Consider the following 24542-nt stretch of genomic DNA (forward strand, 5'->3'; position numbering starts at 1 on the left):
ACCCTGATACTATTTTAGGACTTTTTCAGTGCCCTCTTTTTCAATCACTATTTTTTAATGTTGGTAAAGGCTGTGTTTAGGTGTGTATTTAATTGATTATTACATCTATCGATTGATGTTAGTCTATTGGTGGTTATAGTTAATGAGTTTTTGTTTACCAGAGTAGATATAGCATATTACGTATTAATGTTTTAGGTTTGATATATTTATGACTCTAATGTTTTTAGGTAATAATCGATGTTTTGTAAGTTTTATTAGTGAGTAAGAGATAATTGATTCGTGTGTTTTTGGTGTATATTTGTTTTATAAAATGAAAAATTATGTTGTGTGTAACAATAATCGATCAACAAGAATTAACTAAATATGCGATTTACTCTATTTTACAAAAGAGGAGTATGCATCCTATTTGTTTTGAAGTAGTAGATAGTACTCAAGGGTTGAAGGATTTTTTGCAGAAGTGTGACTCAACCTATGTATTTTTTAATCCACAGTCATATAATTTTGAACAACAGATTAATCAAATTTTTCTTTTTCAGGAGCAATATAAGAATTGTCATTGGGTTATGTTGTTTGATGAGTTAAATGAAATATGGCTTAAGCGTATGTTGCAGTTGAAGAAGGTAGATTTTAGCGTTATTTTTAAGACAGATAGTTTAGATAGTATTGAAGAGGGGATTGATAAGATATTGAGTGGAGAAATCTACTTAAATAAAGAAGTACAACGTATTCTAGAGGAGCATCAGAGTTCAATATATAAAGTAGATCAAGTGCTAACACCAATGGAGCGAGAAGTGCTTAAAGAGATAGCCTTTGGTAAGATGACCAAAGAAATTGCAGCTGATCGTAATATTAGTGTACATACAGTAATTACTCATCGCAAGAATATATTTAAAAAATTAAAGGTAAATAATGTTCATGATGCTACACGATATGCTATTCGTGCGGGTATTATTAAAGTAAATGATTACTATATTTAAGTTTTTTGATTACATAGAAAAATGATGATATGGCAAGACCAACGACAAAAGAGAAATTACTCACTTTAAGTAAAGAGAACTTTGAGAAAATGTTTTTATTGGTAGAATCAATGTCTTCAAAAGAGTTATCGTCTACTTTTGCATTTGATGGAAGAGATAGAAATATTCGTGACGTATTTATTCACCTAACAGAATGGCACGGTTTGTTGATAAGTTGGGTTAAGGAAAATCAAAAAGGGAATTTACAAAGTTTTTTGCCTGAACCTTATAATTGGAGGACTTATCCTGAAATGAATGTTGCGTTTTGGAAGAAACACCAAGTAACATCATTGGAAGAGGCAATTTATGATTTAAAGCAGAGTCATCTGAAGGTAGTGCAATTGATAGAGTCTTTTACGAATGAGGAGTTGTTTCTTAAAAAGCATTTTGCCTGGACGGGTACAACTAGTTTAGGTAGCTATTGCGTATCTGCTACTTCGAGTCACTATGACTGGGCACTCAAAAAGTTGAGGAAACATCAAAATTTATTGCTTTCAAAGAATGTGATGAAAAAATAAAAGCTACCTGATCATATAGGTAGCTTTCTTTGTTTATATAGGGTTGTTTTGGTTTTGGAAGATATCTTTGTTAATTTCATCAATATAATCTAAAACTTCTTCACGTCCTGTTTTGTGTTCAGATGAAGTGACAAAGTAAGGAGGCATTTCCTCCCAGTTGTCAGCTAACATCTTCTTCCTATAATCAGCAACAAGACTAGCTATTTTTTGCTTACCTACTTTATCTGCTTTTGTAAAGATAATAGCAAACGGAACAGCTGACTCGCCTAGATATTGCATAAATTCTAAGTCAATCTTTTGTGCCTCATGACGGATGTCGATTAATACGAATGCAGAAACTAGCTGTCTTCTTTTATCGAAATAATCAGTAATAAACTTTTGAAATGTGGACTTCGTCTTCTTGCTTACTTTTGCATATCCATACCCAGGAAGATCGACTAAGTACCAGTTTAAATTTATCTTGAAGTGGTTGATTAGTTGAGTTTTTCCAGGTTTAGATGAAGTTTTTGCAAGGTATTTTTGGTTAGTAAGCATGTTGATTAATGAAGACTTCCCAACATTAGATCTTCCAATGAAAGCGTATTCTGGGATAGGTTCATTAGGACACTTACTAGCGTCAGAATTACTTACTACAAATTCTGCGGTATTAATTTTCATATATTATATATTGCGCTCTTTAAACCAAGCGTGTAACAATTTATTAAATTCCTCTGGGTGTTCCATCATGGCAGCGTGTCCACATTTATCAATCCAGTAAAGGTCAGAGTCAGGTAGTAATTCATTGAATTCTACAGCAACTTCAGGTGGAGTTACCTTATCATTTTTTCCCCAAATTAAACAGGTAGGGATATTAATTTTAGGTAAGTCTTTAGACATGTTGTGACGTATAGCGCTCTTGGCAATAGTTAGTGTTTTGATCAACTTCATTCTATCGTTAACAGTTGCAAATACATCGTCAATAATTTCTTTAGTTGCTACTTCGGGATCATAAAATACATCTTCAGCTTTCTTCTTGATATATTCGTAGTCTCCACGTTTTGGATAACTATCACCCATAGCACTTTCGTAAAGACCAGAGCTTCCTGTAAGAACCATAGCTTTAAGGTATTCTGGGTACATTTTTGAAAAGTACAAAGCAATATGCCCTCCTAAGGAATTACCTAGAAGAATGACATCTTTGTAGCCAATATGTTCGATAAAATCCTTGACAAACTTAGCAAAAGCTTTAACGTTTGTTTTCAAGATGCTATTTGTGTATAAGGGTAGTTCGGGTAAGACTACTTTGTAGCCTTCTTTAGGGAAGAAATCTGATACACCATCAAAATTACTTAATCCCCCCATCAAACCGTGTAAAATTATAATTGGAGTTCCTTCACCAATCTCAACATAACGGAATTTGCCTTCTACTTTTAAAGTTCGCTCCATGTAGTAGTTTCTAAATGCGATTTTTAAATTCGGACAAATATAAGATTTTATTAGGGACTATGATTCTAATAAAACTATAAATTAATAGTTGTCATAAAAAATGTTGATAAAAACAAATTTGACATTGTTGATATCTAGATAGAGTAAGGTGTTTTTTGTGTGATAATTCCCGGAATTTTGTAATCTATTTGAAGGAATATAAGTGTTAAAAATCAAGGCTTTACCTTTGTTGTGTGCGTTGTGCTCTAGGATTGAGGAAACTTATTAACAAAGTGGGAAGAAGTGGGAAAAAGTGGGAAAAAAAGTAGTACATTTGCTAAAATAACATTAATAGGTGTAGTTTGTCTTATGTAATCGGAACATACGAGTGTAAAATTGACGCTAAAGGAAGGGTCTTGGTACCTGCTTCATTGAAAAGGCAGCTTCCTGCTATGGTTGAAGGTTTCGTGCTAAAGCGATCTATATTTGAGCCGTGTTTGGAGATGTGGCCAATGGTTGAATGGAATAAAATGATGCAGAAAATAGGGAAGTTGAATCCCTTTGATAAGAAAAATGATATGTTCATTCGTCGTTTTATGGCTGGTGTGAAAGAGGTAAGTGTTGATGATGCAGGAAGAATGTTAATAGCAAAAGATTTAATTGAGTATGCTAAAATATCAAAAGAGATTGTGTTTACGTCTAAAGTGAATATAATCGAAATTTGGGATAAGGAAATGTACGAGAGTATTCTTGTGGAAGAAGTAGATTTTGATTTAGGAGAATTAGCGCAAGAAGTAATGAGTAATATAAGTTTTGATGAATAAGGAAGATTATGGATATCACTTACCTGTTTTATTGAAGGAAAGTGTTGATGGATTAGATATAAAACCTGATGGGGTGTATGTAGATGTTACTTTCGGAGGAGGGGGGCATTCGCGTGAAATATTAAGTCGCTTAGGAGAAAATGGTAAGCTGTTTGGTTTTGATCAAGATGCCGATGCTTTAGAGAATGCAATCGACGATCCTCGTTTTGTGTTGATTAATCAAAATTTTAGACATTTAAAACGTTATTTGCGTTTTTATGGAGTGAAAGAAGTAGATGGAGTACTTGGAGATCTTGGTGTCTCTTCGCATCAGTTTGATGTAGCAGAGCGTGGTTTTTCAACTCGTTTTGATGGTGAGTTAGATATGCGTATGAATCAGAATAGTGATATTTCAGCTTTCCATGTAGTGAATGATTATGACGAGAAAGATTTGCGTACAATGTTTTTTTTATACGGAGAATTGAAGAATGCGGGTGCGATAGCGAATACGATAGTTCGCAGCAGAGAAGATCAAGAGATAAGAAATACTGATGATTTAAAGCGTGTTTTGTCTAGGTTCTTACCTGCACACAGAAGCGCAAAGATATTAGCGCAGATTTATCAAGCAATACGAATTGAGGTTAACCAGGAGATGGATGTCTTGCGTGAGATGCTGGAGCAGAGTGTGGAGGTATTGAAGTCAGGGGGACGTTTAAGTATTATTTCATATCACTCTTTAGAAGATCGCCTGGTTAAGCGTTTTATGAAAAATGGTATGTTTGAAGGAGAGCCAGAACGTGATATGTTTGGGAGGTTTGAGGTTCCATTAAAGCAGCTGGGTAAATTGATTATACCAACAGAAGAAGAGATTAGTGTAAATAATAGAGCTCGATCAGCAAAATTAAGAGTAGCAGAAAAGAAATGAAAAAGCCAGTCATAAGTCCAATGGATATTATAAAAGCCAAACTTCTAGTGCATGAGGGATCTGCTAGGAATTGGGCTATTATAATATATGTGATAATATGGTGTATTGTTTTAATTAGGAATACACAGGCTTATGAAGAAAAGGTGTTTAAAATGAATAGCTTGACGCATGATGTAAAAATGCTTCGTGCTGAATTTGTAGATACGCGATCAGAATTGATGGAGTTAAAAATGGAATCTACAATTACTAAGAGATTAGAAGAGGAAGGTATTCATCCTTCTGAGAATCCACCTACGAAGATAAAGCTAATTGAGGAAGGGAAATCAGAAAGTTTTTGGAGTAAGTTATGGCGCTAAAGGGTAGGAGGATTTATTCAAGCTTGTATATTTTTACAGCACTTGTGTTCATTGTAGCTATTGGAATCGTCTATAGCTTAGTGAAGATACAGTTAATAGATGGTAAAGAATTAAGGGCGAAAGCTCAAGATAAAACGCGTATTAAGGAAGAAATTATTCCTGCAAATAGAGGGAATGTGTATTCTGCAGATGGTAGTTTATTAGCAACATCTGTTCCGGTCTTTGAAATTCGATTTGATGGTGTGGCACCAAGTAAAGAAGATTTTGAAAAAAATCTAAAGCCATTGTCAGATTCTTTATCGGCTATGTTTGGAAAGAGTTCTGCTCATTACCAAAGTGTATTGAGAAAAGGTCGCGCAAATAATAGTAGGTATATTCTTATTGCAAGAAACCTAAGTTATACCCAGTTTGTCCGGGTGAAGAATTTTCCATTACTCAATAGAGGGCCTTATAAAGGAGGGTTTATATCTCATCAAAAAACAGTTCGCCAGCATCCTATAGGTCAAATTGCTCAACGTACTATAGGGTATGAACGAGTAAATGGCGATAAGACAATAACGCGTGTAGGAATTGAAGGTGCATATAGCGACTATTTGAATGGAATTGATGGCCGTCGTAAAATGCAAAGTATTGGTAAGGATCAATGGAAGCCCATTAATGATGAATTGGAGTTAGATCCAATAGATGGTAAAGATATAGTATCGACTATAGATGTTTATATTCAAGATATTGCACATCATGGACTCTTAAAGGCATTAGAAGATTTTAGTGCTGATCATGGAACAGTTATCGTGATGGAAGTGAAAACTGGCGCTATTCGTGCGATTTCAAACTTAGGAAGGTCAAAGAATGGTACGTATTATGAGACAGTAAACTATGCAGTAGGTGAAACGCATGAACCAGGCTCAACATTTAAGTTAGCGGGGTTACTTGCACTTTTAGAAAAGGGGAAGAGTGATACAGCTAGAGTTTATGATACCAATGGAGGTATGGTTAAATTTTATAATGCTCGAGTACGAGATTCTAAATGGGGAGGTTATGGTAAGATTACTTTGGCAAGGGGCATCGAAGTGTCTTCAAATACAGTAATAACGCAAGCGGTTAATGAAGGATTTAAAGATGACCCGAAAGAATTTACAGATTACTTGTCTTCTATAGGTATGGATAGTCCTATAGGAACGCCAATTAAGGGTGAAGGCAAGCCATATATTCCAAAACCAGGAGAAAGCGGATGGAGTGGTATCGCACTACCTTGGATGGCTTTTGGCTATGGATTATCCGTTACGCCAATGCATACGTTAATGCTTTACAATGCGGTAGCTAATGATGGTGAGATGGTTAGACCGCAGTTTGTTTCTGAGGTTAAGGAGTTTAATCAAACTGTGGAGTATTTTGATAAAGATATAGTTAATCCTCAGATAGCATCTCCTGAAGTGATTAAGCAAGTTCAAGCAGTATTAGGGAATGTTGTGAAGAGGGGTACTGGTAGAAAGTTGAATTCAAATAATTTTTCCATGGCAGGAAAGACGGGAACTGCTCAGGTAAATTATGGAAGTGGAAAAGGAAAGGAGATGTATTATTCATCTTCATTTGCGGGATATTTTCCAGCCGATAATCCAAAGTACTCTTGTATTGTGGTTATTCATAGACCTGATCGAAGCAAAAGCTATTATGGTGCAGATGTAGCAGGACCTGTATTTAAGAAGATTGCACAAAAGATATATACGGATTTGCCTATCACTACTGAATTGAAACAAGATAAAACGTTGTTAGATAAAGTGCAGAGTGAGTATGCGATGTATAATGAAAAGGTAGAGGAACCTATAGAAGTAATGCCAAACGTAAAAGGGATGTATGTAATGGATGCTTTGCCCTTATTAGAGAATATAGGGTTAAAAGTATCTGTAAAAGGCTTAGGAAGAGTCGATAAACAATCTATTCTTCCTGGTGCAAAAATAGAAAAGGATAAAACAGTATTATTAGAAGTAAAGTGAAAAAATTAAAAGACATATTAAATAAAGTAGAAATTAAATCTCTTGTTGGATTTTCGGATTTAATGATAGAGGCTATAGCTTTTGATTCGCGTAGAGTTAAACAAGGAACTTTGTTTGTGGCGCAAAAAGGGACAGTTGTAGATGGACATCATTTTATTGAACAAGCAATCAAACAAGGAGCTATTGCAATTGTATGTCAAGAGTTACCAAGTGTACTGAACCAAGAGGTAACTTATATTCAAGTTTTAGATTCGGATGAGGCTTTAGCTCAGCTGGCAAGTTACTTTTATGGTAACCCATCAAGTTCCTTGAAGCTAGTGGGGGTGACAGGTACAAATGGAAAGACGACGATAGCGACTTTATTGTATGATTTGTTTACAAATTTAGGTTATAAAGTAGGGCTTCTTTCAACGGTTAAGATAGTAGTAGGGAGTGATGTTTATGAAACATCTCATACTACACCAGACTCATTGACAATTAATTTCTATTTGAATAAGATGGTTAATGAAGGGTGTGACTATTGTTTTATGGAAGTTAGTTCGCATGGTATTGTACAAAAGCGTACTAGTGGTCTTGAATTTGCTGGGGGGGTGTTTACTAATCTTACACATGATCACTTGGATTATCACCACACTTTTTCAGAATATAGGAATGCTAAAAAGATCTTTTTTGATCAACTACCTTCAAAGGCATTTGCTCTGACCAATGTAGATGATAAAAATGGTTTGTATATGCTGCAAAATACAAAAGCCAAAATACTTACTTATGGGTTAAAGAATATAGCAGATTATAAAGGGCAAATCTTGGAAAGTCAGTTTTCAGGAATGTTAATGAAAGTAAATCAACAAGATGTATGGGTTCAGTTGATAGGGAATTTTAATGCTAGTAATCTTTTAGCTGTATTAGGTGTAGCTATAAATATGGGAGTAGAATTAGATGAAGCATTGTTACAATTAAGTAAGTTGACAAGTGTAATTGGGCGTTTTCAATATGTGGTTGGAGCGAATAAGGTGACAGCGATTGTTGATTATGCACATACCCCAGATGCATTGCGAAATGTAATAGAAACAATAAACTCTATACGTACTTATAACGAGAAATTGATTACTGTAGTCGGATGTGGTGGTAATAGAGATAAAACAAAGCGTCCTGAAATGGGACAGATTGCATCTGAGTTGAGTAATAGAGTAATTTTTACTTCGGATAACCCACGATTTGAAGACCCATATGAGATATTAGAACAAATTGAGGCAGGAGTAGAGCTACAACATACTATGAAAACAATAGTAGTAGAAGATCGTAAACAGGCAATAAAACTTGCTTGTCAGGAAGCAGTATCAGGAGATATTATATTAATAGCAGGAAAAGGTCATGAGACCTACCAGGATATAAAAGGAGAGAAAGGTCATTTTAATGACTTAGAAATTGTAACTGAATTTTTAAAACAATAATAGGAGTAACGGTTTATGTTATATTATTTATTTCAGTATTTGGATAGTATTTTAAAAATACCAGGTGCGGGAGTGTTTCAATACATTACTTTCCGTTCTGGAATGGCTTTGATTGTATCATTGCTACTTTCCATCATATACGGAAAGCGGGTGATTAAGTTTTTGTACAAGATGCAAATTGGTGAGACGGTAAGAGATTTAGGTCTTGAAGGTCAGAAAGAGAAAGCAGGTACACCAACTATGGGTGGAGTTATTATAATAGCAGCTACATTAATTCCAGTATTGTTATTTGCACGATTAGATAATGTCTATGTTTTATTACTTATCCTGACAACAATATGGATGGGTGCCATTGGTTTTTTAGATGATTATATAAAAGTATTTAAAAAAGATAAAGATGGTCTTAAAGGTAGGTTTAAGGTTGTAGGTCAAGTAAGTTTAGGTGTAATTGTAGGAGCAGTTCTTTATTTTAGTCCTAGTGTGACTGTCAGAGAGGTGCCTACAGATCATCTACTTGTTGACACGCCTATAAGTAGATACGATGTGAAATCTACTGCAACTACTATACCTTTTTTTAAAGATAATGAGTTTGATTACACGATGTTAATTAGCTGGGCAGGTGAAGGGGCTTCTGATTATGCTTGGCTTGTTTTTATACCGATTGTAATCTTTATTATTACAGCTGTTTCGAATGGAGCTAATCTTACTGATGGTATAGATGGTTTGGCCGCCGGAACTTCTACGATATCCACCTTTGTGTTGGGTATTTTTGCATTTGTATCTGGTAATGTTGTGTTCTCGAATTATTTGAATATCATGTATATTCCGAATTCTGGAGAGATGACCGTTTTCATATCCGCATTTATGGGGGCCTTGATTGGGTTTTTATGGTATAATACCTATCCAGCTCAAGTTTTTATGGGTGATACGGGTAGCTTGACAATAGGAGGTATTATTGCGGTTATGGCTATAGCGGTTAGAAAAGAGTTGTTGATTCCTGTATTGTGTGGTATATTTTTAGTTGAGAATTTATCTGTAGTGATGCAGGTAACTTATTTTAAATATACAAAAAAGCGTTACGGAGAAGGTCGAAGAATTTTTCTAATGGCTCCATTGCATCACCATTTCCAAAAGAAGGGTTATCACGAAAGTAAGATTGTTACTCGTTTTTGGATTATAGCGATTCTTTTAGGAGTATTTTGTTTAGTCTCACTGAAATTAAGATAAGATGAAAAGAATAGTGATTTTAGGGGCAGGAGAAAGCGGTGTAGGAACAGCAACTTTAGCAAAGAAGCAAAACTTTGAAGTTTTTGTTTCTGATTTTGGGACAATTCACGATAGATATAAAAGTGTATTAGATGAAGCTGAGATTCAATGGGAAGAGAAAGGGCATACGGAGGAGTTAGTTTTAAATGCTGATGTCGTAGTAAAAAGTCCTGGTATTCCGGACCATGCTCCGATTGTTAAAAGAATAATTGCTAAAGGGATAAAAGTAATCTCAGAAATAGAGTTTGCGTATCATTTTAATTCTGAATTGTCAATTGCCATTACAGGCAGTAATGGTAAGACGACCACGACGATGTTAACCTATAAATTGCTAAAAGAAGGAGGATTAGATGTTGGGTTGGCAGGTAATATTGGAGATAGTTATGCAGGGCAAGTAGCGAACCATCCGGATAAAAGTTATGTACTTGAACTGAGTAGTTTTCAGCTTGACGGAATTGAAGAGTTTCGTCCTAATATTGCTGTATTGACTAATCTAAGTCCAGATCACTTAGACAGATATAATTACAAGTATTCTAATTATATAGATTCTAAGTTTAGAATAACAATGAATCAAACGGCTGAGGATTACTTTATCTATGATTACGATGATAAAGAAATTCAACAATGGCTGAAGAATCACTCAATTAAAGCCAAAGCATTGCCTTTTTCTCTATATAGTAAACTAGATGAAGGAGCATATGTAGAGGAAGAAAATATTATTGTGACTATGGATAAAGAAACAATTGTATTGCCAATAGAAGAGTTGGGAGTAGAAGGGTTGCATAATGTAAAAAATGCAATGGCGGCTACTACTATAGCACACTTAAAAAAGATTAGAAAAGAAAAGATTAGAGAGAGTCTTTCTGATTTTCAAGGTGTAGAGCATCGCTTAGAGAAAGTGTTGAAAGTGGATAATGTCCAATATATAAATGATTCAAAAGCAACAAACATAAATGCTACATTCTTTGCTCTAGAAAGTATGAAAACTCCAGCTGTTTGGATAGTAGGTGGAGTAGATAAAGGCAATGACTACAATGAGTTGATGGCTTTAGTGCGTGAAAAAGTTAAGAGTATAGTATGTCTAGGTGTAGACAATACGAAAATTAGAGAATCGTATGAGAATGTTGTAGATTCATTTGTTGAAGTGCAATCGATGAAAGAGGCGGTTCGGGTAGCGAAGAGTCTTGCAGAAAGTGGTGATACGGTATTATTGTCGCCAGCATGTGCAAGTTTTGATTTATTTAAAAATTACGAAGATAGAGGACATCAATTTAAAGAAGAAGTACATAATCTATAATATTATTGAGTAATATATGAAATGGTTGTTTAAGCATTTAAACGGGGATAAATTTATTTGGGGAATTGTCATTTTACTGGCATTATTCTCCTTGATGCCTGTATATAGTGCAAGTACCAACCTCGTTTATACTATTGGTACAGGACAAAAAACAATTCATTACTTACTCAAGCATATGGCTCACATTTCTGTAGGTTTAATTTTTATGTGGTTGATACATCGTCTTGATTATAAGTATTATAAGGTAATTGGCGATTTGGGTATTCCAGTGATTATTGTCGTTCTTTTTTATACTTTATTGAAAGGAACGATGATTGGGGGTGCTAATGCAAGTCGTTGGGTAAGTATTTTAGGTGTACAGTTTCAGCCATCATCTATAGCTGCTATTGTAATTTTGGTTTATGTAGCTCATTATTTTGCTAAAGTAAAAGATGAGGAAGTTTCTTTCTCTTCATCGTTAGTGCGATTGTGGCTACCTGTAGCGGTTGTCGTAGCTCTTATTCTTCCTGCTAATTTTTCAACTGCTTTTTTGATTTCATTAGCTGTTGTTACGTTGAGTATTTTGGGAGGGTATTCTTTTAAGCATTTAGCTAAAATACTAGGTATAGCGATAGCATGTTTGACTATTTTTGTGCTTACAGCTAAGGCTTTTCCAGGAGTGTTTCCAAACCGTGTAGATACTTGGATTAGTCGTATAGATCGGTTTATGAATTCAGATGAAGAAGGACAAGATTTATATCAAGTACAAAACGCTAAGATGGCAATAGCATCAGGAGGTTTAATAGGACTTGGACCAGGGAAAAGCATTCAGAAGAATTTTTTGCCTCAATCTTCGTCTGACTTTATTTATGCGATTATAGTTGAGGAGTATGGTTTGGTAATGGGGATTGGTATTGTGGTCGTTTATATGTTTTTGTTCTTTCGTTTTTTAATTGGTATGCATCGAGCCCCAACATTGTTTGGACAATTGTTGATTTGTGGACTAGGTTTTTATATTATATATCAAACTTTAATCAATTTAGGGGTAGCAGTGTCTTTATTGCCAACAACAGGACAACCACTTCCTTTAATTAGTAGTGGTGGAACATCAATATGGATGACATGTGTGGCTATAGGTATGATTTTGAGTGTTACCAAAAGTGAAAAGGAAATACAAGCGCGTGAGTTAGAAAGGCAAGAAACTGCAGAAAAAGAAGAGCAGGAATTAGAGAAAATTGTATTAGAAAAAGAAAAAAATCTTGCAAAGCAAGAAATAGCAAATTAACAACACTATGAATAGAGCGCCTAGGTTTATATTAAGCGGAGGAGGAACAGGAGGACATATATACCCTGCTTTAGCAATAGCAAATGAATTGAAAAGTCGTTTTGCTGATGCTGAAATATTGTTTGTTGGGGCGGAAGGAAGAATGGAAATGCAAAAGATACCAGAAGCGGGATATAATATTGAAGGTTTGTGGATTTCGGGGATTAAAAGAGAATTGAGTATTGATAATCTTTCTTTTCCTTTTAAAGTGTTAATTAGCCTATTTAAATCGCGTAAAATAGTTAAGGATTTTAAACCTGACGTTGTGATTGGTACAGGGGGATATGCTAGTGGTGCAGTTGTGAAAGTGGCTGCAATGATGGGGATACCGACTGTCGTGCAGGAACAGAATTCTTATCCCGGGATAACAAATAAGCTATTAGCAAAGAAAGCTAAAGCTGTATGTGTTGCCTATGATGGATTGGAAGAATTCTTTCCACAGGCTAATCTTATTAAAACAGGAAACCCTGTTCGTCAAGATTTGTTAGTGTTAGTAGATAAAGAGAAAGCATTAGCGCATTTTGATTTAGAACCTTGTGTTAAGACTTTATTGGTTTTGGGAGGAAGTTTAGGTGCACGAAAGATTAATCAATTAATAGCTGCAAATTTAGAAGTATTTAAAGCATTAAATATACAAGTAATCTGGCAATGTGGTAAATTATATTTTGATGAGTATAAGCAATATGCTTCAGAGAAGGTGAAGGTGTTGCCATTTGTTGATCGTATGGATTATGCATTTGCTAGTGGTGATATTGTTATTTCAAGAGCTGGAGCTTCATCAGTATCTGAATTAGCTATAGTTGGGAAGCCTGTGATATTTATTCCTTCACCGAATGTGGCGGAAGATCACCAAACTAAAAATGCACAAAGTGTTGTTGATCAAGGTGGGGCGTTAATGATTAAGGAGTCTACATTAGAGAATTTTGAAACAGTGTTTAGAGATTTAATAGCTGATGAAGATCAGATGAAGCGTTTAGGAGAAAAATTTAAGTGTTTGGCTATGCCAAACGCTACAAAGGATATAGTCAATCAAATAGAAGCTTTAATTCAACAGTAATATTGAGATGAAGACGATGGATCAAATAAAGAGTGTGTATTTTATTGGTATTGGAGGTATCGGTATGAGTGCCTTGGCTCGTTATTTTAAGTATTTAGGAAAGAATGTTGCAGGTTATGATAAAACTGCGACCCAATTAACAGGTGAATTAGAATCGATTGGTATCGATATTCATTATGAAGATAGTATTGAGTTAGTATCCAATGAATACAAGCATAAGGAAAGTACAATAGTTGTAGTGACACCTGCTATTCCGGTCGATCATTTAGAGTGGTTATATTTTAAAGAAAGTCGATTTGAGATTTTAAAACGTTCTGAAGTCTTAGGTATTATTACAAAGGACACTTATTGTTTTGCAGTTGCAGGCACACATGGTAAGACTACAACAACAAGTATTTTAGGTCATCTGCTATTTGAATCAGGTGTAGATGTAACGGCATTTGTTGGGGGAGTGGTGGAAAATTATCAGACTAATTTGATTGGATCCGGAACGACTGTTACGGTAGTAGAAGCGGATGAGTTTGATCGTTCATTTTTGCGTTTAAGTCCTAACGTAGCTTGTGTTAACTCTACCGAAGCTGATCACTTAGATATTTTTGGAACAGCTGATGAAATGTTGAAATCTTTTAAAGAATTTGCAGACAAAGTTGTTGATGATAAAAAATTATATATCAATGAATCTGTTGATTTCAACGGTGTAAAAGTTGGCTTTGATGAGGGGTGTTCGTTTCGGATAGTGAATATTAAAGTTGATAATGGTTGGTATTGTTTTGATATAATTACACCTAAAGAAGTTATCGAAGATGTGCGCTTTGGATTGCCAGGGCATCACAATTTATCCAATGCTTTAGTTGCTTTTGCAATGGCATATGACTATGGTGTTGAGAAGGATTTGTTAGTTGCAGCATTAGCTTCGTTTAAAGGGGTACGTAGACGATTTTCATATAAAGTTAGGCGAGATGATTTTGTATTTATTGACGATTATGCACATCATCCTACAGAGATTAAAGCTGTGAGTCAAGCTGTTCATGAAATGTATGGTGATAAGAAGATATTGGCTATTTTTCAACCTCATTTGTATAGTCGTACAAATGATTTTATGGATGAATTTGCCCAAGCGTTATCAACGTTTGAAAACGTTATATTAATGGATATATACCCTGCAAGAGAGGCTCCTATCGAAGGAGTTACCTCTGAAAAATTATTGTCATTAGTAACGTCGAAAGGAAAAGAATTAGTAGCAAAAAATGCTCTAGTTGATTATGTGAAGTCATTTAACCCGGAAGTGCTTGTAACTATAGGAGCTGGTGACATTGGTGAAATGATAAACACGTTAAAAGCTGAATTAGAATAATAAGAATTGTGAAAAAGTTATTTAAGAGAATAAAGTGGTTAGATGTTCGCATGCTTTTAGTGTGTGTGATAGTGTTTGCTGTATACTCTTTTAGTAACAGAAGAAATGAATCACGTGAAATACAAGCGATAGATGTTTTGTTTAAAGGAGAGGACTATCATTTTGTTACAAGTGAGGATATTCGAAATTTGGTAAAAAAAAACATATCAAATTCTTCCGAGATTTCTAGATCTATAGTAGATTTGAAAAACCTAGAAGATGAGTTACTTGAAAATGAATTGATCAGAAATGCAGAGGTTTATATTTCATTAGATGGAGTGCTTTCTGTAGATGTTTGGCAAAAAAAAGCTTATGCAAGACTTTTTTCTGAGGGTAAGAGTTACTATATTGACGAAGAAGGTGGTTTAATGCCTATTTCTATTAACTTTTCTCAGAGGGCTCTTGTTGTACAGGGGAGAGTTACAAAGGAAAATAAGGTAGAATTACTTGATTTGTTGAAATTGATAGATGCGGATGAATTTTTAAGAATGGATTTGACTAGTATTGTTATTGAAGAGGATGGCACACTTGTCATGAGAAGTAGAAGTAATGACTATAAGATTCTCTTTGGGACTTTTGATGAAAAGAAAAGAAAATTGAATAATTATAAAGCCTTTGTAAATTACAGCACAGAGGTTGAAAACAAACTAGATTCATATAAGAGTATAAACCTAAGGTTTACTCAACAAGTGGTATGTAGTAAATAGAAAATGACTATGAAAAACGAAAATATAGCTGTAGGATTAGACATTGGGACAACAAAGATTGTCGCAATGGTAGGAAAGAAAAACGAGTATGGTAAGCTTGAAATTCTTGGACTAGGTAAAGCGAAAAGCTTAGGTGTTAAGAGAGGTGTTGTGAATAATATTACACAGACAATTCAGTCTATTCAACATGCTGTGAAAGAAGCTGAGGCTGAATCTGAATGTAAGATTAAAAACGTGGTTGTCGGTATTGCTGGACAACATATTCGCAGTATTCAACACAGTGATTACATTAGTCGTGAAAATCCAGATGAAGTTATTGGTAGTAAAGATATAGAACAATTGATCAGTCAGGTACAGAAGTTAACGATGTTGCCTGGCGAAGAGATTATTCATGTATTGCCTCAAGAGTTTAAAATTGATGGAGAGCCTGGAATAAAAGAACCAATAGGAATGTATGGTAGTCGTTTAGAAGCCACTTTTCACGTTGTTGTTGGTCAAGCGGCTTTAATAAAGAATGCAGGAAGATGTATTAAAGATGCAGGTCTTGAATTATCTGGTATTACGCTCGAACCTCTTGCTTCGGCAGAGGCTGTGCTAAGTCAAGAAGAAAAAGAAGCAGGAGTCGCTATTATTGATATAGGTGGTGGTACGACAGATTTAGCTATTTTTAAAGATGGTATTATACGCCATACTGCAGTAGTACCTTTTGGGGGGAATGTGATTACAGAAGATATTAAAGAAGGTTGTTCAATTATTGAAAGACAAGCGGAGACATTAAAAGTTCGTTTTGGATCTGCTTGGCCGGGAGAGAATAAAGATAATGAGATTGTTTCTATACCTGGATTAAGAGGTAAAGAGCCTAAAGAGATATCATTGAAAAACTTGTCGAAGATAATTCATGCTCGTGTAGATGAAATTATTCAGTTGGTTTTTTCTGAGATTAAAACCTATGGGTATGAAAACCCACAGAAGAAATTAATTGCAGGTATTGTATTAACTGGTGGTGGTTCAGAATTGAAGCACATCAAACAGTTAGTTGAGTATATTACAGGTATTGATACCCGTATTGGATATCCAAATGAACATTTGGCGGGTGATTCGAACCCAGAGATTTCTAGTCCATTGTACGCCACAGCTGTTGGTTTGGTGATGGAAAGCAATAGAAATGAAGTAATAGGTGCAATTCCGTTTGAGGAAATTAAAGCATTAGAAAAATTGCAAGAAGAAGAAAAAGCAGCTGCAGAACAGCCTGTTTTTCATCAGAAAATTGAAACTATTCAAGAAGAAGTGAATCAAGTAAATTCTACAGAAGGTGCTATTCATATTGACTTGGAAGAGAAAGAAGAAGCAGAGACTAAAAAAGTGGCAGCATCTACTGCAGAAAAGTTTGAGAAAGGCTTTTTTGGTAACTTCGTAAAGAAGATTAAAGATTATATTGAAAAGCAAGAATAAAAACGATACGTATATGGAGAATACAGATTTCGGAGGAATAAAGTTCGATTTGCCAAAGAATCAATCGAATGTTATAAAAGTTATTGGAGTAGGTGGAGGTGGAAGTAATGCAATTAATCACATGTTTCAACAAGGGATTAAAGGTGTTGACTTCATTGTGTGTAATACTGATGCTCAAGCTTTAGAAAATAGCCCAGTGCCTAATAAGATTCAGTTAGGGGTTAATTTAACAGAGGGACTAGGAGCAGGTGCAAACCCTGATGTAGGTCAACAATCAGCTATTGAAAGTATAGAGGACATTGAAAAAATGTTAGACTCAAATACTAAAATGGTTTTCATTACTGCCGGTATGGGTGGGGGGACTGGTACAGGTGCTGCACCAGTGATTGCTCAGCTTTCAAAAGAACGTGATATCTTGACAGTTGGTATCGTTACGATTCCTTTTCAATTTGAAGGTAAAGTGCGTCAAGAACAAGCCTTGAAAGGTGTTGATAGGTTGCGTAAGCAAGTAGATTCACTAGTTGTTATCAATAATAATAAACTGCGTGAAGTTTATGGGAACTTAGGGTTTAAAGCTGGCTTCTCCAAAGCTGATGAAGTGTTATCTACGGCTGCGCGTGGTATTGCGGAAGTAATTACTCATCACTATACTCAAAATATCGACTTAAAAGATGCTAAGACAGTATTGTCAGATAGTGGTACCGCTATTATGGGATCTGCCACAGCTTCTGGTGATAGTCGTGCAAGAAATGCTATCGTTGATGCTTTAGATTCTCCATTGTTGAACGACAATAAAATTACAGGTGCTAAAAACGTATTGTTGTTAATTGTTTCTGGTTCAAATGAAATTACTCTTGATGAGATAGGTGAGATTAATGATCACATCCAGACAGAAGCTGGACACAATGCTAATATTATAATGGGGGTTGGTGAAGATGATTCTTTAGGTGATGCTATCTCTGTGACTATTATCGCTACTGGATTTAATGTAGAGCAACAAAAAACGATTGTAGCTTCAGGTGAACCTAAAGTTATTGTTCATACATTAGGTGAAGAGCAGTCTTTAACAAGAGATTTGTCAAGCTCTAAACCAGCATCTAACCTTGGTTTTACTACTCCAGACCAACCATTGTCTGGTGGAGTAGATGGGCCTGTTTCTCCAACGGGTACTGCTGAGGACAGAAAAGTTTTTACTTTAGAAGATGAGAATGCGTCATTCGAAGATGAGACTGATTCCTCTGTTGATGCAACTGTTTCGGATAATACGACTATAAAAGATAATGGTGGGCAGTTTTCTGTGAATTTTGAAAGTATTGAAGATAATGTACAGATAGGAGTGAAAAGTGAACAAGTAGCTCCAGAAAAGAAACTTGATGCCTTCTTTGAGATTGTAACCCCTCAGAAAGAAGTGAGTGTGCCTCAAACTGAGGTAGATCAACCACAATCCAAAGTAAGAGATCCTCGTGATATTAAAGTAATCGACCCGGAGTTTGTAGTAGTTACAAAAAGAAGAGAGGAACTTACTTCCGTAGAAGCTACTAAAGTTGTACAAACAACAACGTTAGGTTTAGAAGAGGAAGAAGAGGATTTTATGGTATCCAACTTCATTGAAGAAACATCTGCTGCTGAAGCTTCTGATCATTCACAAAAAGAAGAGAAAATCTATTTTTCTTTAGAGGATTATACTGATAAAGAAGAAGAATTGCAGAATGCTAAACCAACTGTGTCAAAACATACAGAGGACATTGCAGAAGGGTTCAAAGTGACGTTACAGCAAGAGGAAGAGCCTGTTGAGCAAAATACTCAAGTTTTAGAAAACGATGAATTGAATCCTATGGAGATGAGCATTGAAGAGTTTACGCTTAGAAGTCGTTCTGCTGAGCGCAGAAAGAAAATGCGTGATTTCAATTATAAATTTAATAATAATACAGCTACTAATACCGAAATTGATGAGTTAGAGTCCGAACCAGCTTATAAGCGAACTGGGGTTGACTTTAATGAAGTCGATGACTCTTCTCAGAAGTCGAGAACGTCACTGAGTGTAGATAGTAATAATGAGAACAAACTTCGTTCAAATAATTCTTTTTTACATGATAATGTAGACTAAAGACTTAAGTTATTCGTAGTAAATAAGATTTAATAAGGCCAGAAGAGATCGACTTTTCTGGCTTTTTTATATATTTGCATCAACTTAAAAATATAAGTGATATGAGTTTACAGTCAAAAGTAATGGACGCAATGAAGAATGCTATGAAAGCTAAAGAAACACTAGCTTTAGAAGCATTGAGAGCGATTAAGTCTGAGTTATTATTAGCCCAAACTCAATCTGGAACTAAAGAGGAATTAACGGAAGAAGAGGAAATAAAAATTCTTCAGAAATTAGTGAAGCAAAGGAAAGATAGCGCTAATATTTATCAAGAACAGGGTCGTCTTGATTTGGTTCAACCAGAACTTGATCAGGCGAAAGTGATTGAGACTTTCTTACCAGAGCAATTGACTGAAGAAGAGGTGAAAACAATTATTGAAAAGATTGTCGCTGAAGGTGGATTTTCAGGAATGGCAGCAATGGGGCAAGTAATGGGTGTAGCTTCAAAAGAATTGGCAGGTAAAGCGGATGGTAAAACAATATCAAGTATAGTAAAAGCGATTTTATCAAACTAAGTTATAATAAGGCATTGTCCGTGTAGTTCAACTGGATAGAATATCAGATTTCGGCTCTGAGGGTTGGGGGTTCGAACCCCTCCACGGACGCAAAGAAACTTCTACTATAGCTATAGTAGAAGTTTCTTTTTTTAGTTATATACTGAGAGGCTCTGGTATTTAGGTTTAATACAAAGATGTCTTTTTTCTGATTGAGACTAATGTATTGGTCTATGTGGGGTATTCTAGGTTAGCTATTGATTATTTGTAAATAAAGATTTTGTGTTTACAAACATTGTTGAATGAAAAGGAATGACTTTACTCTTTTTGGATATAGTTGTAAATCGGTTATATGATGTTATTTATTAGATACTTTTTCTATTTATTGTCATAATCTTGGTTCAGTGATAAGACAAGTAGCTATTCAAAGAAAAGAACTAATTTTTATATGGTATTCAAAGAAAGTAGTTTTACGTTGTTTTCTTAGAGAAAATATTAACTGTACACGCTACTTACATATAAGGAATATTTACAAATGTCTAATAAATCATGCTATTTAATACTTTAGTCAGTATTGTTTTTTAAAACCGTTTAGGTTACAGAAACGTATCATCTATTCACAAACATTTTTTTCCTGGCTTTCTTGACCTATACGTGCAGTATTCCTGCACTTTCCTTGCTAGGAACCTGTCTGTGGGCTCGTAAATTGCACGTATTCTGAACGCATTGCACTAGCTTGGCAACAAAGGCTCTTATTTTAAGACCACTATGTGTTAAAAAAGTTTCTTTATTTAATATCATACGGATAGTTCAATAGAATATGTAGTAGCTTTTCGAAAAGTATTAAGTATAAGATTTTATATTTTTAAAAGTAATTGTTTGTTGCTTAGTAGGATAGGTGCCAACTGATTTCCTATTATTGACTTTTACTTACATACCTACTTATTTTTGATGGAATCTAAGAGATGCGAATTTTAAAGAATTATTATTCATTAAACTGATAAAAATCATATTTTATCTCTGAGAGCCACTCTATCTTTGTGGTTGTTATATAAGTAAATTGTATTATGCGTCAACGTGTACCCGTTTCATCAATTATGTCAGCAACAATTGTTAGTGTGAATTTGACTAATTCATTAACAGAGGCAGAGAAATTGTTTAAACAATTTAATATACGTCACTTACCTGTTGTTTCTGGTAATAAATTAGTAGGAATACTTAGTTATACTGATTTGTTGAAGATTAGTTTGGCTGATACAGATGAGAATGACAATGTTGTGGATACGACGGTTTATAATATGTTTACTATAGAGCAGGTAATGGTGAAAGAGGTTATTACTATTCAAGCAGATGATAGTGTAAAAGAGGCTGCTGAGATATTAGTAACAAAGAATTTTAGAGCACTACCTGTATTAGAAGGAAAAGTATTAGTAGGTATGTTAACAACAACTGATTTGATTAAATACTTGCTTAAGCAATATGATTAATTAGAAAAATTGCTATTAAAAATAAAAGTTAAATTTTGTAGTTTGTGAGTTTGGCTACAAAATTACATATTGTTGTTTGAGGAAAGCACTAGTGTCTAGCATTAGTGCTTTTTTATTTTTTCTATAAAAAATAAAAGATTGGCAGTATAATTTTTTGGCTAGCCTAAATTTTGTACTTTTAAAGTCAAACAAAAGATTTATGATAAATGATTATGATGCACTGTTGAATAGGTGTAAAGTAATATTAGAGAGGGAAGATATTACAAGAGAAGAACTACTTCAAGAAATTTGTGAATTACTATATGATTCATTAGCATACTACAATTGGGTGGGGTTCTATTTTGCAAATCATTCACAGCGAACATTGCATTTAGGACCTTATATAGGTGAAGCGACAGACCATGTTACGATACCATTTGGGAAAGGTATTTGTGGTCAAGTAGCAGAGTCGAATGACGTATTTGTTGTTGATGATGTTACTAAAGAGACCAACTATATAGCTTGTAGCCTTGTGGTAAAGTCAGAAATCGTTGTGCCAATATTTGTTAATGGTTTGAACATCGGTCAGATAGATGTTGATTCGCATACTGAAAGCGTGTTTACAAATGAGGATAAAGTGTTTTTAGAAGCGTTAATGATTGAAGTAGCAAAATTATATTAAAGGGTTGTTTTTTATACCTGTGTAAAAAAAGTAAATAAATAGATTGAATTGTCAGAAATAAATTTACCTTTGCACCGAATTATAGAAAGACTATAATTGTCGCATAATAATTATTTAAAAAATATTGGCATGTATTTATCAAAAGAAAAAAAGGCTGAGATCTTCGCTAAACACGGAGGTAAAGCTGAAAACACAGGATCTGCTGAAGGACAAATTGCTTTGTTCTCTTATAGAATTTCTCACTTAACTGAGCACTTAAAAAGAAATCGTAAAGATTACAATACTGAGCGTTCATTAGTACTTTTAGTAGGTAAAAGAAGAAGACTTCTTGACCACTTGAAGCGTACAGAAATCAACAGATATCGTGAAATTATCAAAGAATTGAATATTAGAAAATAATCAATTGATAAGAGGTGCCCTTGTGCGCCTCTTTTTCTTTTTAGCCTTTTTTGCAGAAAAAGTCTGGTTTTTCATTGGGTTTCATACAACTACACAACAACACAACACACAAATTTAATTATGTCTCTCTTCGGAGAGACAGAAACCCTAAAGTATTTATTATTTATGATTCCTAAGGTAACCAAAGAAATTATCGATTTAGGTGATGGTAGAAGCATCTCAATCGAGACGGGGAAATTAGCAAAGCAAGCAGATGGATCTGTTGTAGTAAGAATGGGAGACTGTATGTTGTTAGCAACAGCTGTTTCTGCACGTACTGCAAATCCAGGTGTTGATTTCTTACCATTAACTGTAGATTACAGAGAAAAATTTTCTGCTGCTGGACGTTTTCCAGGAGGCTTTTTTAAGCGTGAGGCTCGTCCAAGTGATCAAGAGATCTTAACAATGCGTCTTGTTGACCGTTGTTTACGTCCATTGTTCCCAGATGATTATCATGCTGAGACACAAGTGATGATTTCATTAATGTCTTATGACGAAAATGTTATGCCTGATGCATTAGCTGGATTAGCAGCATCTGCTGCATTAGCTGTGTCAGATATTCCGTTTTATAACTACATTTCTGAAGTAAGAGTTGCACGTGTTGACGGACAATTCGTGATAAACCCTTCTAAAGAGCAATTAGATGCTTCTGATATCGATATGATGATCGGTGCTTCTAAAGACTCTGTATGTATGGTGGAAGGTGAAATGAAGGAGATTTCTGAATTAGAAATGATTGAAGCAATTAAATTTGCTCATGAAGCTATTAAAGCTCAAATTGAGGCACAAGAAAAAATGCGTGCCGCATTGAATCTTACTTACCGTGAGTATGAGCCAGAAGAAACAGATGTTGAAATTGAGAAAATTGTGCATGATGCAGCTTATGCAAAATTGTATGATATTGCTTCTCATGCAAGTGCTAAATCTGAGCGTGGTGAGAAGTTTGCAGAAGTATATGAAGAGGTTAAAGCTCTGTTTTCTGAAGAAGATTTAGAAGAGAAAGGAGAATTAATAGGGGTATACTTTAAGAAAACTCAAAAAGAGGCTGTACGTAACCTAATTTTAGATCAAGGAATTCGTCTTGATGGTCGTAAGACTACTGAGATTCGTCCAATTTGGAGTGAGGTAGATTACTTGCCTTCTGTGCATGGTTCGTCTATTTTTACACGTGGAGAAACACAAGCTTTAGCTACAGTAACTTTAGGTACGTCAAGAGATGCGAATATTATTGACCTTCCAAGTGAGCAAGGAGAAGAGAAATTTTATTTACATTATAATTTCCCTCCATTCTCAACAGGTGAGGCTAAACCACTAAGAGGAACTTCACGTAGAGAAGTTGGGCATGGAAACTTAGCACAACGTGCTCTTAAGAATATGATTCCTGCTGACTGTCCTTATACTATTCGCTTAGTATCTGATGTATTAGAGTCTAATGGGTCGTCTTCTATGGCTACAGTTTGTGCTGGTACATTAGCACTAATGGACGCTGGTATTCAAATTGAGAAACCTGTTTCTGGTATTGCTATGGGGCTTATCTCAGATGCTAAGACTGGACGTTGGGCTGTATTGTCTGATATCTTAGGTGATGAAGATCATTTAGGAGATATGGATTTTAAAGTTACAGGGACTAATGATGGTATCACGGCTTGTCAGATGGATATTAAGATAGAAGGATTAGCTTATGAAATCATGGAGCAAGCGTTAAAGCAAGCACATGATGGACGTATGCATATTCTTGGATTGTTACAAGAAACTATTGCTACGCCTAATGCAACAGTTAAGCCTAAAGCACCAAAAATCGTTACTGTTACTATTCCTAAAGATTTTATCGGAGCAGTTATTGGACCTGGAGGTAAAAATATTCAAGCATTACAAGCTGAGACTGGAACTACTATTGTTATTAATGAAGAAGGAGACTTTGGAGTTATTGAAGTTCTTGGTACAGATCAGGATGGAATGGATAAAGCATTAGCATCTATTAGTAATACAACTTTCTCACCAGTAGAAGGAGAGACTTACCATGTAAAGGTGGTTAAGATGTTAGACTTTGGAGCAGTTGTAGAATTCGTACCTGGTAAAGAAACATTATTACACGTATCTGAGTTGGATTGGAAGCGTATAGAAAATGTTTCAGATGTATTAAAGCTTGGTGATGAATTAGACGTTAAGTATATGGGTATTGACCCTAAAACTAAAAAAGCTAAAGTATCACGTAAAGCACTGATGCCTCGTCCTCCAAAAACGGAGAAAAAGGATAATGCTCCTAAACAAGAGAGTAAATAGTTGCAACTATTATATATACTTAAGCACCCTTATAACTGGAGGGCACTGAAAAAATGAGCTAATTATGAGTTCTTCGTTTTCATAAGCACAA

22 protein-coding genes and 1 tRNA gene are annotated in these 24542 nt (G+C 35.0%); 21 read left to right on the forward strand and 2 right to left on the reverse strand.

Translation table 11 applies throughout. The features are described from left to right. Window positions 1–320: 320 nt before the first annotated feature. Together GJV77_RS12930 and GJV77_RS12935 are read left to right on the forward strand one after the other, a co-directional pair. The gene (locus GJV77_RS12930) at window positions 321–977 is read left to right on the forward strand and encodes a response regulator transcription factor (protein WP_155036767.1); all 657 of its coding nucleotides are present in this window, start codon (window positions 321–323) and stop codon (window positions 975–977) included. 29 nt (window positions 978–1006) lie between these two features. After that, window positions 1007–1534, forward strand: coding sequence for a ClbS/DfsB family four-helix bundle protein (locus tag GJV77_RS12935; protein WP_155036768.1), 528 nt, complete (start codon window positions 1007–1009; stop codon window positions 1532–1534). A 33-nt stretch (window positions 1535–1567) separates the two neighbouring features. Here the strand turns inward: GJV77_RS12935 and yihA are convergent, their stop codons facing one another. Both yihA and GJV77_RS12945 read right to left on the reverse strand, forming a co-directional pair. Next, window positions 1568–2191: a ribosome biogenesis GTP-binding protein YihA/YsxC gene (gene yihA / locus GJV77_RS12940; protein WP_155036769.1), complete on the reverse strand. Its 624-nt coding sequence runs from the start codon at window positions 2189–2191 to the stop codon at window positions 1568–1570. Window positions 2192–2194: 3 nt separating this feature from the next. Continuing rightward, complete coding sequence (locus GJV77_RS12945; RefSeq protein ID WP_155036770.1) at window positions 2195–2959, reverse strand: alpha/beta fold hydrolase; 765 nt, start codon at window positions 2957–2959, stop codon at window positions 2195–2197. Between the two features lie 341 nt (window positions 2960–3300). On the opposite strand from GJV77_RS12945, the gene mraZ reads away from it, so the two are divergent. The 19 genes from mraZ (at window position 3301) to GJV77_RS13040 (ending at window position 24451) form a co-directional block, all read left to right on the forward strand. Then, window positions 3301–3762, forward strand: coding sequence for a division/cell wall cluster transcriptional repressor MraZ (mraZ, locus tag GJV77_RS12950; RefSeq protein ID WP_155036771.1), 462 nt, complete (start codon window positions 3301–3303; stop codon window positions 3760–3762). Continuing rightward, window positions 3755–4666 (forward strand): 16S rRNA (cytosine(1402)-N(4))-methyltransferase RsmH, encoded by a 912-nt coding sequence (gene rsmH / locus GJV77_RS12955; RefSeq protein WP_155036772.1) that lies wholly within the window; start codon window positions 3755–3757, stop codon window positions 4664–4666. Before mraZ ends, rsmH begins: the two co-directional genes overlap by 8 nt. Further along, a complete protein-coding gene (locus tag GJV77_RS12960; RefSeq protein WP_155036773.1) occupies window positions 4663–5022 on the forward strand; it encodes an FtsL-like putative cell division protein in 360 nt (119 codons plus the stop codon). The genes rsmH and GJV77_RS12960 overlap by 4 nt, the downstream gene beginning before the upstream one ends. Next, window positions 5013–7016, forward strand: coding sequence for a penicillin-binding protein (locus tag GJV77_RS12965; protein WP_155036774.1), 2004 nt, complete (start codon window positions 5013–5015; stop codon window positions 7014–7016). Before GJV77_RS12960 ends, GJV77_RS12965 begins: the two co-directional genes overlap by 10 nt. Further along, on the forward strand, window positions 7013–8467 hold the full coding sequence (locus GJV77_RS12970) for a UDP-N-acetylmuramoyl-L-alanyl-D-glutamate--2,6-diaminopimelate ligase (RefSeq protein ID WP_162521628.1): 1455 nt from the start codon (window positions 7013–7015) through the stop codon (window positions 8465–8467). Before GJV77_RS12965 ends, GJV77_RS12970 begins: the two co-directional genes overlap by 4 nt. 15 nt (window positions 8468–8482) lie before the next feature. Then, entirely contained in the window at window positions 8483–9694 is a 1212-nt protein-coding gene (gene mraY, locus GJV77_RS12975; RefSeq protein WP_155036775.1) for a phospho-N-acetylmuramoyl-pentapeptide-transferase, read from the forward strand. Between the two features lies 1 nt (window position 9695). Continuing rightward, window positions 9696–11030 carry a UDP-N-acetylmuramoyl-L-alanine--D-glutamate ligase gene (gene murD / locus GJV77_RS12980; protein ID WP_155036776.1) on the forward strand — a complete coding sequence of 445 codons (1335 nt, stop codon included), beginning with the start codon at window positions 9696–9698 and terminating at the stop codon, window positions 11028–11030. A 16-nt stretch (window positions 11031–11046) separates the two neighbouring features. After that, entirely contained in the window at window positions 11047–12294 is a 1248-nt protein-coding gene (locus tag GJV77_RS12985) for an FtsW/RodA/SpoVE family cell cycle protein (RefSeq protein WP_155036777.1), read from the forward strand. Between the two features lie 7 nt (window positions 12295–12301). After that, window positions 12302–13390, forward strand: coding sequence for an undecaprenyldiphospho-muramoylpentapeptide beta-N-acetylglucosaminyltransferase (gene murG / locus GJV77_RS12990; RefSeq protein WP_155036778.1), 1089 nt, complete (start codon window positions 12302–12304; stop codon window positions 13388–13390). Window positions 13391–13397: 7 nt separating this feature from the next. After that, window positions 13398–14744, forward strand: a complete 1347-nt coding sequence (gene murC, locus GJV77_RS12995; protein WP_240142874.1) for a UDP-N-acetylmuramate--L-alanine ligase — start codon at window positions 13398–13400, stop codon at window positions 14742–14744. Between the two features lie 8 nt (window positions 14745–14752). Further along, a complete protein-coding gene (locus tag GJV77_RS13000; protein WP_162521629.1) occupies window positions 14753–15490 on the forward strand; it encodes a cell division protein FtsQ/DivIB in 738 nt (245 codons plus the stop codon). Between the two features lie 9 nt (window positions 15491–15499). After that, window positions 15500–16942 (forward strand): cell division protein FtsA, encoded by a 1443-nt coding sequence (gene ftsA, locus GJV77_RS13005; protein WP_155036779.1) that lies wholly within the window; start codon window positions 15500–15502, stop codon window positions 16940–16942. A gap of 13 nt (window positions 16943–16955) precedes the next feature. After that, complete coding sequence (ftsZ, locus tag GJV77_RS13010; protein WP_155036780.1) at window positions 16956–19049, forward strand: cell division protein FtsZ; 2094 nt, start codon at window positions 16956–16958, stop codon at window positions 19047–19049. Between the two features lie 101 nt (window positions 19050–19150). After that, window positions 19151–19603 (forward strand): GatB/YqeY domain-containing protein, encoded by a 453-nt coding sequence (locus GJV77_RS13015; protein WP_155036781.1) that lies wholly within the window; start codon window positions 19151–19153, stop codon window positions 19601–19603. 16 nt (window positions 19604–19619) lie between these two features. Next, a tRNA-Arg gene (locus tag GJV77_RS13020) sits at window positions 19620–19693 on the forward strand. 956 nt (window positions 19694–20649) lie between these two features. After that, window positions 20650–21069, forward strand: a complete 420-nt coding sequence (locus GJV77_RS13025) for a CBS domain-containing protein (RefSeq protein ID WP_155036782.1) — start codon at window positions 20650–20652, stop codon at window positions 21067–21069. A gap of 199 nt (window positions 21070–21268) precedes the next feature. Beyond that, complete coding sequence (locus GJV77_RS13030; RefSeq protein WP_155036783.1) at window positions 21269–21730, forward strand: GAF domain-containing protein; 462 nt, start codon at window positions 21269–21271, stop codon at window positions 21728–21730. Window positions 21731–21859: 129 nt separating this feature from the next. Further along, window positions 21860–22129 carry a 30S ribosomal protein S15 gene (gene rpsO, locus GJV77_RS13035; protein ID WP_155036784.1) on the forward strand — a complete coding sequence of 90 codons (270 nt, stop codon included), beginning with the start codon at window positions 21860–21862 and terminating at the stop codon, window positions 22127–22129. Window positions 22130–22294: 165 nt separating this feature from the next. Beyond that, complete coding sequence (locus tag GJV77_RS13040) at window positions 22295–24451, forward strand: polyribonucleotide nucleotidyltransferase (RefSeq protein WP_155036787.1); 2157 nt, start codon at window positions 22295–22297, stop codon at window positions 24449–24451. The last annotated feature ends 91 nt before the right edge of the window (window positions 24452–24542 follow it).

The organism is Myroides pelagicus, from assembly GCF_009711055.1.
Taxonomy (GTDB): domain Bacteria; phylum Bacteroidota; class Bacteroidia; order Flavobacteriales; family Flavobacteriaceae; genus Flavobacterium; species Flavobacterium pelagicum.

Bases quoted from the DNA above. Each gene is read 5' to 3' on its own strand.
- GJV77_RS12930 (WP_155036767.1), top strand. From the start codon at position 321: ATGTTGTGTGTAACAATAATCGATCAACAAGAATTAACTAAATATGCG.
- GJV77_RS12935 (WP_155036768.1), top strand. From the start codon at position 1,007: ATGGCAAGACCAACGACAAAAGAGAAATTACTCACTTTAAGTAAAGAG.
- yihA (WP_155036769.1), bottom strand. From the start codon at position 2,191: ATGAAAATTAATACCGCAGAATTTGTAGTAAGTAATTCTGACGCTAGT.
- GJV77_RS12945 (WP_155036770.1), bottom strand. From the start codon at position 2,959: ATGGAGCGAACTTTAAAAGTAGAAGGCAAATTCCGTTATGTTGAGATT.
- rsmH (WP_155036772.1), top strand. From the start codon at position 3,755: ATGAATAAGGAAGATTATGGATATCACTTACCTGTTTTATTGAAGGAA.
- GJV77_RS12960 (WP_155036773.1), top strand. From the start codon at position 4,663: ATGAAAAAGCCAGTCATAAGTCCAATGGATATTATAAAAGCCAAACTT.
- GJV77_RS12965 (WP_155036774.1), top strand. From the start codon at position 5,013: ATGGCGCTAAAGGGTAGGAGGATTTATTCAAGCTTGTATATTTTTACA.
- mraY (WP_155036775.1), top strand. From the start codon at position 8,483: ATGTTATATTATTTATTTCAGTATTTGGATAGTATTTTAAAAATACCA.
- murD (WP_155036776.1), top strand. From the start codon at position 9,696: ATGAAAAGAATAGTGATTTTAGGGGCAGGAGAAAGCGGTGTAGGAACA.
- GJV77_RS12985 (WP_155036777.1), top strand. From the start codon at position 11,047: ATGAAATGGTTGTTTAAGCATTTAAACGGGGATAAATTTATTTGGGGA.
- murG (WP_155036778.1), top strand. From the start codon at position 12,302: ATGAATAGAGCGCCTAGGTTTATATTAAGCGGAGGAGGAACAGGAGGA.
- murC (WP_240142874.1), top strand. From the start codon at position 13,398: ATGAAGACGATGGATCAAATAAAGAGTGTGTATTTTATTGGTATTGGA.
- ftsA (WP_155036779.1), top strand. From the start codon at position 15,500: ATGAAAAACGAAAATATAGCTGTAGGATTAGACATTGGGACAACAAAG.
- ftsZ (WP_155036780.1), top strand. From the start codon at position 16,956: ATGGAGAATACAGATTTCGGAGGAATAAAGTTCGATTTGCCAAAGAAT.
- GJV77_RS13015 (WP_155036781.1), top strand. From the start codon at position 19,151: ATGAGTTTACAGTCAAAAGTAATGGACGCAATGAAGAATGCTATGAAA.
- GJV77_RS13025 (WP_155036782.1), top strand. From the start codon at position 20,650: ATGCGTCAACGTGTACCCGTTTCATCAATTATGTCAGCAACAATTGTT.
- GJV77_RS13030 (WP_155036783.1), top strand. From the start codon at position 21,269: ATGATAAATGATTATGATGCACTGTTGAATAGGTGTAAAGTAATATTA.
- rpsO (WP_155036784.1), top strand. From the start codon at position 21,860: ATGTATTTATCAAAAGAAAAAAAGGCTGAGATCTTCGCTAAACACGGA.
- GJV77_RS13040 (WP_155036787.1), top strand. From the start codon at position 22,295: ATGATTCCTAAGGTAACCAAAGAAATTATCGATTTAGGTGATGGTAGA.